Raw genomic sequence first — 15,103 nt, 5'->3', positions numbered from 1 at the left:
TCTCTCATCGCTAGCTTAAACTGTCATTTAAAAACTGAAATGCCTGATCTTTTTCTTGATTCAATATAGGAAGTACATGTTCAAAGCTCATCTGATTAAAAAGTTTTTCAATATCTATATCGTTATAAAAATAATTATCAGTAAATTCAAATTTGTTTAGCAAGGTTAATAATCTAGATTCCATGTTACCTCCATCCCTTTGTAAAGTGACGAATGCAGTTTCCAACAAAATGGAAAAGACTGTACCATGAAATGAATCTGTAAAAACAAAGCGTGCTTTATTTATTAAATCAATAAATTCTAAAACTGTAGGGATCAAAGCATTTTCTTGATAAATATCTCCCATTATACATACAATTTTAAGGTTATTATTTTGTGCGTATTCTTTAATCTTTTCATCGATTTCCTTTGATACTCCTCTTAATGTATAAACTAGTATGTATGCATCTTCAAATTCTGTTTGGCTAACCTCACTACTTGCAAGATCTAACCATTCTTCTTTGCTTAACAGCATAGTTGGATCTAAAACTACCGGTACATTTTGACCTAATAAATCTTTAATTATGTTCTGTCCGGAGTTTTCTCTAACAGAAATTTTGTCTATTTTCGATAGATTTCTTTTATAAAAATCTTTAAATTCCTCTTCAATCGAAGATACACCAAAACTTGCAGCATAAGCCACTCGTTTTCTTTGATCAGCAAAATCTAAAAAGTTGGTGCTATCTTTTCCATAAAAATTAGGATTCCAAACTTGATCACTGCCAACTATAAAAAAATCATAATTAGAATTCAGTTGCTTTTTTTGCGAAAGTTTTATAGTCTTAGTATTTAAATATTTATCTGTAAACGGTGTAATTTTCTTTTCTTTCAAAGTCTTCACAGATTGTGTATTTTTTGTTTGCCTATTTATATACCTAATTGGATTTTTTACAATGCGAAAAACTCTTTTATATAATTTTCTTTCATTCACATGTTTCAATCTCGGAATAACGATAGTTTCAGTCTGATATCCTCTTTTGTTTAGAACTTCTTGTAACGCATAATTTTGTAATCTATTACCGTAATTATGATTACCATTCATTGTCAATATACCAACTTTTTTCATTTTCAAATCCTTTCTTAACCGTATCATTTAGCTCAACTTACTTAATTGATGATTTTCATTAATTCCTTAGCAGTGTTTTCTAAACTATTATTTTTCTGTACATAATTCCTGCATTTTTCTCCAAGAATAAGAAGATCATCATATCTTTCAGAATATTCCTCATATATAAAAGAAATGCTTTCTTTCAAGCGTTCATAATGCTCTTTTTTATTCTCATATTCATATGTAAAAAAAATTGATTTATCATCAATAGTTTTTAATGTGCCAATATTTGGTGACAAAATTGTTCTTGCATATGAGAATGATAATAGTATCGTCCCAGAGTTCAAACTACTTTTTAATTCATATGGAGTTACCAATACATGATATTCTTCTAACAATGATGGAAGTTCTTCATCATCTATGAATCTGAAATCAGTATGTATTTTCGGATTTTTATTGATTAAATTTTCAAGTTGATTTTTATAAATATCACTTGAAACTTTTCCACAAATCATTAACTCCATATTTTGGAAATCCAATTCATTAAATACTTCAATTAATAATTCAATATTTTTATATTCTTTTATCGCTCCCACAAACAAAAGCTTTAATTTTTTGTTATCTACATTTCTATTTAAAGATAGCTCTCCATACTGGTCTATATAATTAGGATGAGGTACATAAACCACTTTTTCTAATTTCGTTAAACCATATATTTCAATCAATGTATCTATAGAATCTTTAGAATGTATAATAATTTTGTCAGATTTTTTTATTATATTCTTTATTAGTTTGTTAGAGAAGAAGCCCTTTTTTCTATCATGGGGCTGCTTATTATGCATAGTCCAAATAATTCTTTTTTTTCGCCAGAAAAATAACTGTAAAGTCTTTTTCAAATAGATAAAAAGTATCTTAATAAAATATTTAGAATCGATATTTTCAAACCAATTTAATGAGATTATTTCACTTTTATGAGTGTCTTCAATCACCGAAACGCCGCACATTTCATAACATATTTTCATCAAATCTATATACTTGTTACTTTTAATTTCAAATGGTAGTATGCTCAGGCGCAACATCCTCACCCCTTTTCTTGTTTTTTTTATAATTGGCTACACTAAAGGCAATTGATATCCATAAAAGATAGAAAAATTTGTCTTTTATCCCTGCCCAACCTGTCATACTATAGGCACTAATCACAAGAATCCAAATACCAAATGAAATAATTCTACTTCTATTAATACTAGGCTTCTCTCTAAAAACGAGAGCTGCATTGCCTAAACAAACACAATTCAATAAAATGTATAATCCCCCACCAATAATTCCTGTCTCGATAAAATAGACTAAAAAAGCATTGTGTATGGGATGTACATAATAGAATACCCCTCTTTGAAACTCATATGGAAAGTATATGGATGTTGCTGTCAAAGACGCATTAGGTCCAAATGCAAAGTGTTCTTTTAAAGAAAATAATTTAAGGGCTAGTTCATAATGGAATCTTCTATTCTCTTCTTGAACACTCAAATCAGAATTGAAAAAGCGAACCATAATAATGCCAAATAAATCAACTACAAAAGGGGTTGATAGCATCGTCAGAAAAAGGACGCTTATACTTTTATAAGTAATACGTTTTCCCTTAGAACTGAACCAATATAAGATAAACACAACAAGCATAATCACTAATGCAGTTCTTGACTGTCCAAGAATCAACCCTAATATACATAATATGATATACAGTGAATTTCTTTTCGAATTAAACAAAAACATAACTAAACAAAATAATAGGAATAAAGAAAAATCACCTGGATGGCCTACGGTTCCACTCAGGCCTTTTTCATAACCATTTGCGCTTCTTAAAACACCTTCACCTAAAAAAGATAATCCTAGAACATCGCCCTTTATAAACTGCAACATTCCTATTAACATTTGGAAAAATACACTTGCTTTTAAACCTTTTATAAAAAAATCAAAAGCTTTATCTTCATAAATATTGATAAGTGAAAAACACAATACAATTGCTTTGAATAATCTTATATCTGCGTATATAGAAGCCACTTTATTAATAGATATGATTGTAGCATACAGATATACCAATAACAGGGAGCAACTTAAAAACAATAAGTATTTAGGTACTTTAATCATTTTTTTTGTCGCTATACTATAAGTAAAAATCAACAGAACAATAATATCTAAAAATATAAGTGAAAACGTATCAGCTGTCTCAACCGAATACAGTGACGTTTGAGGAAGCCAAATATACAGCTGTAAAGGGATATTAAAAGCTAATAAATAAAAAAGTGCATATTTAAAGTTACCTTTACACACAATAAATGCTACTTGAAACATAATATAGCCTATCACTGATATTACTCCTGCTTTGACAATACTCCCACCATCTAATAGACTAACTGCAAATATAAATATTGTTACTAAATAAGATAATAAAACTCCTTTGGTTATTCTCATAATTTCTCCTTCAACGTAAACTACCCTATATTCGCCATAATCTATATCAGTTAAACTAATCTGATTTTATATCAATTAGTGCATCATGTTTTTTCTTGAATCTCTTCCCTAAAACGCGCTTAAAAACAATTATTTTACTTCGGTTTTTTAAAATTTTAGTTAGGATAGTTAGCGTGTAATGGAAACCAAATTTATATTTTACTGATTTTCTAATCCAAGAAATAAATTGAAATTGAATTAACTTATAATCACTTTTTGTAAAACACTCTTTGTAAAATCGATCTTGACGTAAAGAAACATCTAATCTAGATTCCAATATTTCCTTGCTCATAGTGGTTGTCAAAGAATTTTTATCACTAGTCACACAGTAAAAGCACTCTGGAGAGACAGTAAAACACTCTATTTTAGCTGCAATTTGAGAAGAAAACATAATATCATTTGAATACATCACTTCTTCAAACAAAAGGTTATTTTCTTTTAGAAGTTTAGTACTTATCAATTTTGACCAAGGAACTAAAAAATGCGTTTTAAGTTTTAAGCGATTTGAATAACTATCTTTTTTTATTACTGAGTCAACAAGATCTGAATATATCATATGTCTATCAGAAAGCTCCTGTGTTGACTCATAAATACTCGTTGGTCTAAAAAAAACGACTTCAAACTCTTTATTAATATATTTATCAACATATTTGAGAGAGTCAGGTAAAAAAAAATCATCAGCATCCGCAAAAAGTAGCCACTCTGTAGTTGTATTTGCAATCCCGATATTCCTACACGCGCCTGCACCTTTTTTACCATACAGATTCTCAAAGAAACGTAACTTAAACCTACACTGATAGTTTTTGATTATATTCTTAAGTAGTATTTTTTCATCCTCTGAACTATTATCATCAATCACAACTACTTCAATATTTTCCATATAGTTCTGATAAAAAATACTTTTAAGTAGTCGATCAAGTTTTTTACTTGAATTGTAATGAGGGATAACTATAGTAATTCTTTTCATGTATTCTCTCCTTAAGCAATGAACACCTTGATCTACTTTTTAAATATCAAAAGACTTGTCTTTCTATAGTTATAATTCATCTAATACTTTTTCTAAACACTCCATATAATGACTTAATGAAAATTTAGCTTGTTGATTTAAGTATCCTTGCTCTCCTATAAACTTTCTTTTAGTTTCATCGATTATCAAATCACTCATTCTAGTGACTAACTCATCACTATCTTTATAATCTACTAAAAAGCCATTTTTATTATCTTGAATTATCTCTAACGGTCCACCATGTTTAGTAGCTATTACAGGGATTTTTCTTGCCATAGCTTCCAAAATAACCAATCCAAATGGCTCTGGCTTAATTGATGGCAAAACAAAAATATCAATTGAGTTATAAAACTCATTCATATCATCTATTAATCCTAAAAATAAAATTTGTTCAGTTCTATTTATTTTTTTTACATACTCTATTAATTCTGTTTTTATATACTCTTCTCCGGAAAAAGCATCCCCCGCTATCAAAAATCTCACGTCTGGATAGTCGTTTAAAATGTGGTTTGCTGCATCTATAAATAATTTTTGCCCTTTCCATCGATTTATCCTACCAGCCATTCCAATAGTAATTTGATTTTCGCTTTTCACAGACGGTATTTGAATACTATCTGTATCAATGACATTATGAATAACGTCTCCCTTTTCTTTATTAGTAATAGATTTCAATGTAGCACTACTATTACAAATGATTTTGTTAGAAAACAAGTTAACAATAGTGGAAATAATTTTTCTTTCAACTGAATTTGAGATTATTTCTCTAATATGCCAAACTGATTTTTTCCTTTTTAATTTGGCAGCAATCGCTCCAGAAAACACCACTGAAGTATTTGTATATACGATATCTATTTTCATTTGCTTTATATACTTTGAAAAAAAATAAAGAGAGGTTATCGTCTGTTTTAAATAATCTAACATACCAAGAAAAGATAAGTTCTTTCTTCTCAAAACTGCATATGAGTATATACTAACTGAACAACCATCAATTTTTTCCAGTTCTTCTCTTAACTTTCCATCTGTTGGTAATACAACAAAGCATGTGTATTTACTTTTGTCTAGATGTTTTATCATATTTAATAATGACCTGTCTGAGCCATATAATTCCGCACTAGAGTGTATAAATAGAATGGATTTCGTCACTTATTTACACTCTCCTTAAAAATGTATTCGTATTCCATCACAATTTTTCTCCAGTTAAAATGTTCGTAAACTCTTTTCTTAGCTAAAATAGTTATATTTTCAATCATCGATGCTGTCATTAGCTCAGCATCGTATATAACCTTCGACAAATTGTCTTTTTTCCAGTAAGTTGCCCCATCTTCTGCTACTTCTCGATTAAAACTCACATCTAACAACAAATTTAATTTTGTACTAGCTAATGCTTCTAAAAGTGAGGGATTCGTCCCACCAACTTCATGACCATGTAAATAAGCAAAAGCATTTTCGCGTATGTACTTTAAAAGTTCTTGATCATATACCGTTCCAACAAATTTTATTCTAGGATCTTTGTCAAAGCCAGTTTCCTTTTTCAGCTTAGTATAAAATTTATTTTTTTCAATATTTGTGACTAACACAAAATCTTTTTGTGTGTTCGACTTCATAAATTCTCGAATCATCGTTTCATAATTATTTTCTGGTACAAATCTCCCAACCACTAGATAATAATTATTTTCTTTTACATCGTTTTTTGAAAACCATTCTTTCACATTTAAACTCTCTTTAGTCAATGATGACTTTTCGACGTCCGTTCCATAAGCTATATAAGTCGTTGTTGGATTGTATTTTTTGTAATCAGTTTTTATATATTTTTCTATATTCAGACTATCACAAATCATTAGATCTGAATGTTTCACCATTAAACGCTCAGAAAATTTCCAATATCTTCGTACAGGATAGCTCCATTTTGCTCGTAACCACTCATGACCATCTGGATTTATGTATAATTTCCCGTTAATCTTTTGGATTTTTTTCTTGTAATAATTGATGAATGGACCAATTCGACAGGCTAAGATATAAAAAATCGGTTTTACATCATTATTACTTTGAGCTAGTTTAATAGCATAGTCCAATGCCTTCATATCATAATAAATCGCTCTAGCTGGACCAATGTTGGGTACATCTATGTTAAAACAATCTGCTTGATTATGTTGAAAATGCTTTTTCCCCTCTCCATAAAGATTATTTCCTGTATTCATACAAGCAACATGATACTGAATGTGTTCAGATTTTTTATATTGCGTTAATTTCTCGACAAAGGTTTCGAATCCTCCATATTTTGCTGGAATCCCTTTAGAACCGATAATATAAACATGTTGTATCTTTTTATCCATTAATAAGCTCCTCTAGAAAAAAACATGACCTTAACTGTTTGAAACATAATTTTCAAGTCGTTCCAAATCGATTGATTCTCAATGTATTCTAAGTCAAATTCAACCATTTCATCAAAATGAACATCGTTTCTTCCTCTAACCTGCCATAGACCTGTGCAACCAGGTTTGACATTTAAACGCTGTAAATCACGTTCTGTATATTGAGAAACTTCTCTTTCCAAAGGTGGTCGCGGGCCAACTAATGACATGTCTCCTTTTAAAACATTCACCAGTTGAGGCAATTCATCAACGCTTGTTTTACGAATTTTTTCCCAATTTTTGTGACTCTTGGATCGTCCTTTATTTTGAACATCGCACCTTCAATTTCATTCAGCTCAACCAATTCATGAAACTTTTCTTCGGCATCTGTACACATGGAACGAAACTTATACATAGTAAAGCGCCGACCGTTTTTTCCGATCCGTTCTTGCGAAAAGATAACCGGGCCATTAGCGTCTTCTCTTCTTATCAAGAAAGCGACAATCAAAAATAACGGACTCAGTAAGATTAAGCCAAATAAACTGCCTAAAATATCAACCGTCCGTTTAAAAAATCTAAAGCGCATGGTTTGTGTTTTAGCAGCTGATGTAAAGATTTGCTTTTCTGTTTCTTGTGCAGTAATTGATTTCTGCTGCACTTCTCTCCCAACATCTACAAACTTTCCCTCCAATTTCAACACTCCTTTTATAATGGCACCTTAGGCCAATCTCCCAACAATATTTTTAGTATTATACAAAAAATAGATTTAACCTTTACCCAACAATCACTATTTACTTAAAACAATCCGAATTTTTTCTTTGTTACTTCTCTAAACTGTGGTATCTGTACATCATCACCATTTAAGATGTCTTTAGCCATTTGTTGCATCGCTTCAACATATTCTTTTCCCATATCTTTTGCAATCGCTCTATAAGCCTTTTCCATAAAAAAACCACGTCTATTTATGTTATGAGCATCAGAAGCCATCATATAAACCATATTATGAGACACCATTTGCTTGGCCGTTCGTTCAATTTCTTTGCCAAACACGCCCACATAACTTGGTGCTGTCAATTGTGTTAATACACCCATTTCTAAAAATGGAATGAGTCTATTTGGATCTTCAATAAACTTACTATTTCTTTCCGGATGAACAATAATCGGTATATGCCCTGTTTCTAGTAGTTCAAAAAATAACTGTTCTGCATATGCTGGGATATCATTTGTAGGAAATTCAATTAATAGATAGCGATTATCCAAATCAGCAAATAAAAGTTTATTTTCTCTTATTTGCTCCATGATATTGCCTGCAATTCGAACCTCTTGTCCTTCGAATAAGGAAAGAGGAATATTGCGCTGGTCTAATTCTTCTTGTAACACTGCAACACAGGAAATTACTTGACCTGCAGGATTATCATATTTTCCATTATTATGATGAGGTGTACATAAGATGTGAGTGATTCCTTGTTTTACAGCCATTCTAGCCATATCAAGAGCATCATCAATCGTTTTTGCCCCATCATCAATGCCAGGTAATATATGGCAATGCAAATCAATCATCGTATTTATCCTTCCTGCACGTTCTTATGAACCGTAATAATAGCCTTGATCAGTTACATTTTTTGAGCCGTTATAAACAACGCCTAAAATATTAGCATCTACAAGCTCTAACAGACTTTTGGCCTTTAATAAAGAATCTCTTTTTGAAACATTCTCACGAACGACTAAAATCGTACCGTCAGATTTTGATGAAACAATTTGAGCATCGGTCACAGCCACTACAGGAGGCATATCAAAGATGATCAAGTCATATTGCTGCTTTAACTCACGAATCAATTCTTCCATTCTTCTTGAATCTAATAATTCGGATGGATTAGGTGGTTTAGGACCACTCGTCATAAGAAATAAGTTATCCACACCAGATGATTGAACCACTTGATGCAAGACCACTTCTCGACTACCCAACAAGGTACTCAAGCCTCGAACATTATCTATAGAGAAGGTTTTTGAAACAGTTGGTTTGCGCATATCTGCATCGACTAATAAGACTCTTTTACCGGAATTAGCGAAGACGATCGCTAAATTGGCTGAAGTCGTTGATTTTCCTTCACTAGGGCCTGAAGAGGTAATAACTAATGTTTTTAAGGCTCTATCGACCATTGCATACTGAATATTCGTTCGAATCGTTCGATATTGCTCTGATATCGGAGACGATTTATCTGCTAGAGTGATTAGACTGACTGCTTTTGTTTTTTGTTTTTTTTGATTTCTGATTTTATTTGACATTCTATACTCCTTTAAACTCGCGGTCGGCTTCTGCGCGCCGGGGTAGAATTGTTTGAGTTGTTCTCTTCATTTTGGATAGTTCTTGCTTCTTCTTTAGCAAAGCTATTGGTTTGGCTCGCTCCCATAGAAGAAGAGTTTCGGACAATTTTTGCATTCAATTCTTTAGCAGTCATATTCGGAACAACCCCTAAAATGGTAAAACCTAGTTCTTCTTCAACAAAGCTATCATCCTTGATCGTTTTATCGAACAATTCTAAAACAAAGGAAGCCATTACGCCTAGCAATATACCTAATGCCAGACCAATGATTAAGTTTATTTTGTCATTAGGAGAAACTGGCTTTAGATTTGCAGTTGCTTCCGATATAATCGTGATTTTATCAACATTCAACATATCTTTCGCTTGCTCTTGGAAAACCAGTGCAGTTTGATTTGCTATATTTTGTGCCACTAGTGGATCAGTCAATTTCGATACGATCGAAAACATTTGAGAATTTTGCGATTGATTGACCGATACGCTATCCTTAAGAGCTTCAACTGATAAATCATTTTGGTGTTGAGCTTTCATTCTTCGTTGGACTTCTGTCATTACTGTGTCACTTTTGATCAAATCTTTATATGTATTGATCATTTGAAGATTTCCATTAATATCGTTCACGTTAGTCGTTTCATTTTGTGGTAAGCGAACGATCAATTGTGCTTGTGAGCTATATTTAGGGGTGATAACAAAATAAGTTAATACGCCAGCAACACCTAACCCTAAAAACATACTGACAATAATTAGACCTATACGTTTCTTTAATACTCCGATGAGTTCTTGTAAACTAATTGTTTCTTCCATTTTTTCCTCCATTACTGCTGCTACTCTAATAATTATAGTTTTAAGATGTATCAAACACAAGACCATTTACCCAATATAGTGCTATCAACTTTTTAGATATTTTTCCAAATAATTGATAATTTATTTAAAAACAATCTTGAATATTGTATTATTATTTAAGATTTCTATATTAGACTGGTTCTTCTGCTGTTGCTTCTTCTCCAAGTGCCTGAGTATTTAGCAGTTCTTCAATTACGTCTAATTGGTCAGACAACTCTTTTCTAAGCTGTTCGTTTTTCACCTGAGGAAGCTGCTCTACTCTATAAATCAAATTCTCAACAGTGGCTTCACTCGTTAAGCTATCACCAGCAAGCATTTTATTGATCCCTTGTTTAATTTCAGTGTATAATTTGACCTGAGCATCCATCTCAGTTATATATGCTGTCATCGCACTTCCCCATGATCCGCCTTTTTTCAATACGTCATTTTGGATTTTAAGTAACTTGTCGGCACTTGCCTCTTTATTTATCACAGCTGTTTCACTGGACACTTCCCAAGTCTGAGGAGCTTGTAAAAGCATCTTGGTCAACTGATTTTGAATCATATACTTCTCTTTTATATCCGTTATCTTAAAAACTAGTTCTTCTTTCTCCTTTGATACTTCTGAGATATCTACTGAAAACTGCGCGGCTTCTAACCCAAAATCTGAGGCTTCTATTTTTAACTGGTTGATTTTACTTTCCAGTTGTTTGATTTGGTCTTCTTCGATCTGACTAATCAAAAATTCCTCTGTTTCATCTTTGTAAAAACCGCTAACCTGAACATTAAGTTGTTGAATTTTTGCCGTTTCACTTTTTAATGTTGCTTCAGCATATTCGATTTTCCGTTGCTCCTCTTCTTTGGCATTAAAATTCATCCCATAAAGACAGACAAAGAGGGCACCGGCAACAACAACTAAAAAACCAACCAATTTAACAATATTCATATTTACCCAACTAAATTTATTCACTCTGACACTCCTTTAAGTCTCCCAAAACTATCTGCTACTTCAACTATTGCGTGCTCTCCCTAGCAACTCTAAGTCAATTTGATCGTTTCCAGAAAGGCGAGATAATCTGCTTGCTCTGTCGTCTCATCGATTATTAAATTGTCAAAATGTCCATCTGTAAAATCAACCAATTCTCCTGATAAGACATGTGTTACGCTGGCGTTACCGATCAACTCCATCCAATATCCTTCAGCATCGTCTTCATGAACCACTGTTTTTACCAAACCGCCAACGTTTCTGACTGTAATGGTTTTACCAAACTCTCCATTGTTCAATAGTACATACATTAAACTACTTGCACACATAGCTGTTCCACACGCACTGGTAAAACCAACCCCACGTTCATACGTGCGAACAAATAACTGATTATCCGCTAAGATCTCTACAAAACTAACATTGATCCCATCAGGAAACATCGGATTATCTCCATTGACATAGGTGGCAATTCGTTCAAATTCTTGACTATCAAGCATTTGATGCTCTACAAAAGCAATTAAATGCGGATTAGGCACTGCAACAACTGAAAATTTTAGCGTATCAGATAATTCCGGAATAGATTCGTCGATGATTCGATTTCTATTAGTCACCATCGGAATGGCTTCTGCTTCAAAACGAACTGGCGAAATCTCTACTTGGTATGCTGCTACTCCTTCAGCAAACGCTCCTGCCCGTCGTACTTTAAGATCGGCAAACATCGTTTCGACTGTAAAAAATTGTTTGTCGTATTTCTCTGACAAATATCTGGCAACAGTCCGCAATCCGTTTCCACACATACTCGCTTCACTACCGTCTGAATTGATGACACGCATCTTAGCTATTGAATCTCCCTGTCTGTTTTCTTCAATGAGCAGTAATCCATCTGCTCCGCCAAGTAAGCCTGCTTCTCTATCACACAAACGAATACGTAGATCATCGAGCTCTTTTTCTGTAAAAGGGCGCTCTAATTGCAATTGATCAATTAAGAAAAAATCATTTTCTGAGCCATGAACTTTTTGTATGTTTAGATTCATTATAGGTAAGCTCCCTCAATTTTCGTTTTTATACTATTAAGTATGCCACAAATAAAAAGAGGAAAACAGTGTATTTTACTGTTTTCCTCTAAAAAAATAAATTTTCTATTTTATGGGGTTATTTTGCTGCTGCAAAACGTTTGTTTACTTCATCCCAATTAACAACATTCCAAAATGCATCAATGTATTCTGGACGTACGTTTTTGTAGTTTAAATAATATGCATGTTCCCAAACATCTAAGCCTAAGACTGGTGTTTTACCTTCCATTAATGGAGAATCTTGGTTAGCAGTTGATGTTACTTCTAATTTGCCATTGTTTAAGACTAACCATGCCCAACCAGAACCGAAGCGTCCAGTTGCTGCTGTTTTAAATTCTTCTTTTAATTTATCAAAACTGCCAAATGCATCATCGATGGCTGCTTTGATATCACCTGTTGGCTCGCCGCCAGCATTCGGTGCCATAATTTCCCAGAAGAATGAGTGATTGGCATGTCCGCCACCGTTATTACGTACAGCTGTACGAATATCTTCAGGAATCGCATCCATATCAGCAATCAATTCTTCTACTGATTTTGAACCAAGTTCAGGATGTTTTTCAATTGCAGCATTTAAGTTTGTCACATACGTGTTATGGTGTTTGTCATGGTGTAAGTGCATTGTCTCTACATCGATGTATGGTTCCAATGCATCATAAGCATAAGGTAAATCTGGTAAAGTGTAAGTCATAAAAAATCCCTCCATTAAGTAAGTATAAATTTTCATACATTTATAGCATAACAGATTTTATGGTAACCTTCAAAGTAATTGCTTACAAAAATGGTTCTTAACTTGTTTTTACTCAATATCTCCTTTACAATGACGATTGTACTTAAATTCTAGTTAGGAGAAAACCTATGAATACATTTACACTGTTTAAACACGCTATTTTTCAATTTTCTGAACTTTATCAGGCAAAAAAGATGTCCTTTGGCAAAGTCATTTTATATGTGATTTTTTTGAGTGTTATCCTCGCTTTACCGATTACTAAACAAGTCTTTTCTATTGTTCAAGATATTAAGAGTGATGGTCAAAAAATTGCAGAAAAGTTACCTGATTTCAAGATCAATGATGGAAAATTGGAAACTGCTGCAGATACGGAAGGTTTTATTTATCAAACAAACTCAATCATTTTCACCTTTGATCCAGAAGGAAAGCGTTCGCTTACTGATATCGAAGCTGATTCTGTAGGAGATGCCGTCAGTGTTGGCTTTTTAGATGACGAATTTGTGGTCGTTTTACCAAGCTCTGGGACTGCTGATGCGTTATTCGGAACCAGTCAATTTGAATTTCCATACAATAAAGGGACTCTTGACGGATTAAGTAGTCAAGAACTTAAACGAACACTGGATGAATCAAACGTGCCGTTTTGGCTTAAAGCAGTTGTCTTCCTAGTCACGCTCTACCCTGCTTTTATCAATTTAATCATCAATCTATTGTTAATCACAGTCGGCGCCAATCTTTACAGCAAAGTACGTTTATACAAATTGCGCTTCATGGATTGCTTAAAAATCGTTGTTTATTCTGCAACACTACCTGTAATCATCAGTAGCTTTCTGCAATTTTTTAGTCGGCCTTTTGATGATAGTTTCTTGATTATTTTTGTTACCTTACTGATCTTTTTCTTTGCGACTCGAAATGAGCAGCGGCAAGAACCACCTGTGATTTAAGCTTTATAAAAAAACGTTGTCGTAAATCTTAAACTTTTCTTACATTCTCAGATTTATCATTATGTGTTAAGATAGACGTTGAATTATACTTATTGAGGATTCAAAGATAAAAAAACCGTAATGCAAATAAGGAGAGAATAGATTATGGGAGAATTGACCCATCGTAAGAATACGCGCCAAGTAAAAATTGGAGATTTAACGATTGGCGGAAGCGATGAATTATTTATTCAAAGTATGTGTACAACAAAAACGCACGATGTTGAAGCAACTGTTGATCAAATCAAGCGTTTAGAAGAAGCAGGCTGTCAGATCGTACGTGTAGCAGTTCCAGATGAAGCAGCCGCAGATGCTTTAGGTGCTATCAAAAGCCAAATTTCAATTCCTTTAGTTGCTGATATTCACTTTGACTATCGTTTAGCACTAAAAGCCATTGAACAAGGGGTTGATAAAATTCGGATCAATCCAGGAAATATTGGTAGAAAAGATCGTGTAGAAAAAGTGGTCACTGCTTGTAAAGCCAAAGGAATACCTATCAGAATCGGTGTAAACGCTGGTTCCTTAGAAAAGAAATTCTTACAGCAATATGGCTACCCGACTGCAGAAGCGATGGTCGCTAGCGCTGTAGAACACATCAAGATTTTGGAAGATTTGGAGTTCTACGATATCATCGTTTCACTGAAAGCAAGTGATGTTAATTTAGCGATCGAAGCCTATACATTAGCGGCTCAAACGTTTGATTATCCTTTACACTTAGGAATCACTGAAGCTGGAACGAAGTTTTCAGGCGGAATGAAATCTGCAGCGGGTCTCGGTGCACTGCTTTCTCGTGGAATCGGAAATACTTGTCGAGTATCCTTATCAGCAGATCCTGTAGAAGAAATCAAAGTAGCAAAAGAAGTCCTAAAAGCATTTGGCTTAGCGAGTAATGCTGCGACCTTAATTTCTTGTCCCACATGCGGACGTATCGAAATCGATTTGATCCCTATTGCAAACGAGATCGAAGAATACATCGAAAAAATTAAAGCACCAATCAAAGTAGCTGTATTAGGCTGTGCTGTTAATGGACCTGGTGAAGCCAGAGAAGCCGATATTGGCATCGCTGGAGGAAACGGTAAAGGAATGCTTTTCAAAAAGGGCAAAATCATCCGCACTGTACCAGAAGAAATTATGGTTGAAGAACTAAAAAAAGAAGTAGATCTTCTTGCAGAAGCTTATGCTCGCGGAGAAGAAATATAATACAGACATTGATTATTCCAAAAAGATTGAATGTTCCATAGTTCAATCT

At 33.3% G+C, this 15,103-nt stretch carries 14 protein-coding genes and 1 pseudogene; 2 read left to right on the top strand and 13 right to left on the bottom strand.

Annotation, left to right across the window (positions count from 1 at the left end; genetic code table 11):
• Positions 1–10: 10 nt before the first annotated feature.
• The 13 genes and pseudogenes from BCR25_RS17660 to BCR25_RS17600 form a co-directional block, all read right to left on the bottom strand.
• Positions 11–1,105 carry a polysaccharide pyruvyl transferase family protein gene (locus BCR25_RS17660; protein ID WP_069664927.1) on the bottom strand — a complete coding sequence of 365 codons (1,095 nt, stop codon included), beginning with the start codon at positions 1,103–1,105 and terminating at the stop codon, positions 11–13.
• Positions 1,106–1,146: 41 nt separating this feature from the next.
• The gene (locus BCR25_RS17655; protein ID WP_069664926.1) at positions 1,147–2,166 is read right to left on the bottom strand and encodes a glycosyltransferase; all 1,020 of its coding nucleotides are present in this window, start codon (positions 2,164–2,166) and stop codon (positions 1,147–1,149) included.
• On the bottom strand, positions 2,138–3,553 hold the full coding sequence (locus BCR25_RS17650; RefSeq protein ID WP_069664925.1) for an O-antigen ligase family protein: 1,416 nt from the start codon (positions 3,551–3,553) through the stop codon (positions 2,138–2,140). The genes BCR25_RS17655 and BCR25_RS17650 overlap by 29 nt, the downstream gene beginning before the upstream one ends.
• 55 nt (positions 3,554–3,608) lie before the next feature.
• On the bottom strand, positions 3,609–4,559 hold the full coding sequence (locus BCR25_RS17645; RefSeq protein WP_069664924.1) for a glycosyltransferase family A protein: 951 nt from the start codon (positions 4,557–4,559) through the stop codon (positions 3,609–3,611).
• Positions 4,560–4,628: 69 nt separating this feature from the next.
• Complete coding sequence (locus BCR25_RS17640) at positions 4,629–5,741, bottom strand: glycosyltransferase family 4 protein (RefSeq protein ID WP_069664923.1); 1,113 nt, start codon at positions 5,739–5,741, stop codon at positions 4,629–4,631.
• Positions 5,738–6,931: a beta 1-4 rhamnosyltransferase Cps2T gene (gene cps2T, locus BCR25_RS17635; protein ID WP_069664922.1), complete on the bottom strand. Its 1,194-nt coding sequence runs from the start codon at positions 6,929–6,931 to the stop codon at positions 5,738–5,740. Before cps2T ends, BCR25_RS17640 begins: the two co-directional genes overlap by 4 nt.
• Positions 6,931–7,565: pseudogene (locus BCR25_RS17630) on the bottom strand (sugar transferase). The gene cps2T and the pseudogene BCR25_RS17630 overlap by 1 nt, the downstream one beginning before the upstream one ends.
• Before the next feature lie 179 nt (positions 7,566–7,744).
• Positions 7,745–8,509: a tyrosine-protein phosphatase gene (locus BCR25_RS17625; RefSeq protein ID WP_069664921.1), complete on the bottom strand. Its 765-nt coding sequence runs from the start codon at positions 8,507–8,509 to the stop codon at positions 7,745–7,747.
• Positions 8,510–8,533: 24 nt separating this feature from the next.
• Positions 8,534–9,235 (bottom strand): CpsD/CapB family tyrosine-protein kinase, encoded by a 702-nt coding sequence (locus tag BCR25_RS17620; RefSeq protein WP_069664920.1) that lies wholly within the window; start codon positions 9,233–9,235, stop codon positions 8,534–8,536.
• Between the two features lie 11 nt (positions 9,236–9,246).
• Entirely contained in the window at positions 9,247–10,074 is an 828-nt protein-coding gene (locus tag BCR25_RS17615; RefSeq protein WP_069664919.1) for a YveK family protein, read from the bottom strand.
• A 169-nt stretch (positions 10,075–10,243) separates the two neighbouring features.
• Positions 10,244–11,062 carry a hypothetical protein gene (locus tag BCR25_RS17610; RefSeq protein ID WP_069664918.1) on the bottom strand — a complete coding sequence of 273 codons (819 nt, stop codon included), beginning with the start codon at positions 11,060–11,062 and terminating at the stop codon, positions 10,244–10,246.
• Between the two features lie 68 nt (positions 11,063–11,130).
• Complete coding sequence (gene dapF / locus BCR25_RS17605) at positions 11,131–12,111, bottom strand: diaminopimelate epimerase (RefSeq protein WP_069664917.1); 981 nt, start codon at positions 12,109–12,111, stop codon at positions 11,131–11,133.
• A 118-nt stretch (positions 12,112–12,229) separates the two neighbouring features.
• Positions 12,230–12,838: a superoxide dismutase gene (locus BCR25_RS17600; protein WP_069664916.1), complete on the bottom strand. Its 609-nt coding sequence runs from the start codon at positions 12,836–12,838 to the stop codon at positions 12,230–12,232.
• Positions 12,839–13,005: 167 nt separating this feature from the next.
• Here BCR25_RS17600 and BCR25_RS17595 point away from each other — a divergent pair, with 167 nt between their 5' ends.
• The gene (locus tag BCR25_RS17595; RefSeq protein ID WP_069664915.1) at positions 13,006–13,818 is read left to right on the top strand and encodes a DUF1189 domain-containing protein; all 813 of its coding nucleotides are present in this window, start codon (positions 13,006–13,008) and stop codon (positions 13,816–13,818) included.
• 144 nt (positions 13,819–13,962) lie between these two features.
• On the top strand, positions 13,963–15,054 hold the full coding sequence (gene ispG / locus BCR25_RS17590; RefSeq protein ID WP_069664914.1) for a flavodoxin-dependent (E)-4-hydroxy-3-methylbut-2-enyl-diphosphate synthase: 1,092 nt from the start codon (positions 13,963–13,965) through the stop codon (positions 15,052–15,054).
• Positions 15,055–15,103: the final 49 nt, after the last annotated feature.

Source organism: Enterococcus termitis, assembly GCF_001730305.1.
Taxonomy (GTDB): domain Bacteria; phylum Bacillota; class Bacilli; order Lactobacillales; family Enterococcaceae; genus Enterococcus_L; species Enterococcus_L termitis.
This window is presented reverse-complemented; position numbering and strand designations above follow the sequence as displayed.

What these genes read in the sequence shown, in the direction of transcription:
- BCR25_RS17650 (WP_069664925.1), bottom strand. Translation starts at nt 3,553, where the DNA reads ATGAGAATAACCAAAGGAGTTTTATTATCTTATTTAGTAACAATATTT.
- BCR25_RS17595 (WP_069664915.1), top strand. Translation starts at nt 13,006, where the DNA reads ATGAATACATTTACACTGTTTAAACACGCTATTTTTCAATTTTCTGAA.
- BCR25_RS17625 (WP_069664921.1), bottom strand. Translation starts at nt 8,509, where the DNA reads ATGATTGATTTGCATTGCCATATATTACCTGGCATTGATGATGGGGCA.
- cps2T (WP_069664922.1), bottom strand. Translation starts at nt 6,931, where the DNA reads ATGGATAAAAAGATACAACATGTTTATATTATCGGTTCTAAAGGGATT.
- BCR25_RS17615 (WP_069664919.1), bottom strand. Translation starts at nt 10,074, where the DNA reads ATGGAAGAAACAATTAGTTTACAAGAACTCATCGGAGTATTAAAGAAA.
- ispG (WP_069664914.1), top strand. Translation starts at nt 13,963, where the DNA reads ATGGGAGAATTGACCCATCGTAAGAATACGCGCCAAGTAAAAATTGGA.
- BCR25_RS17655 (WP_069664926.1), bottom strand. Translation starts at nt 2,166, where the DNA reads ATGTTGCGCCTGAGCATACTACCATTTGAAATTAAAAGTAACAAGTAT.
- BCR25_RS17600 (WP_069664916.1), bottom strand. Translation starts at nt 12,838, where the DNA reads ATGACTTACACTTTACCAGATTTACCTTATGCTTATGATGCATTGGAA.
- BCR25_RS17645 (WP_069664924.1), bottom strand. Translation starts at nt 4,559, where the DNA reads ATGAAAAGAATTACTATAGTTATCCCTCATTACAATTCAAGTAAAAAA.
- BCR25_RS17620 (WP_069664920.1), bottom strand. Translation starts at nt 9,235, where the DNA reads ATGTCAAATAAAATCAGAAATCAAAAAAAACAAAAAACAAAAGCAGTC.
- dapF (WP_069664917.1), bottom strand. Translation starts at nt 12,111, where the DNA reads ATGAATCTAAACATACAAAAAGTTCATGGCTCAGAAAATGATTTTTTC.
- BCR25_RS17660 (WP_069664927.1), bottom strand. Translation starts at nt 1,105, where the DNA reads ATGAAAAAAGTTGGTATATTGACAATGAATGGTAATCATAATTACGGT.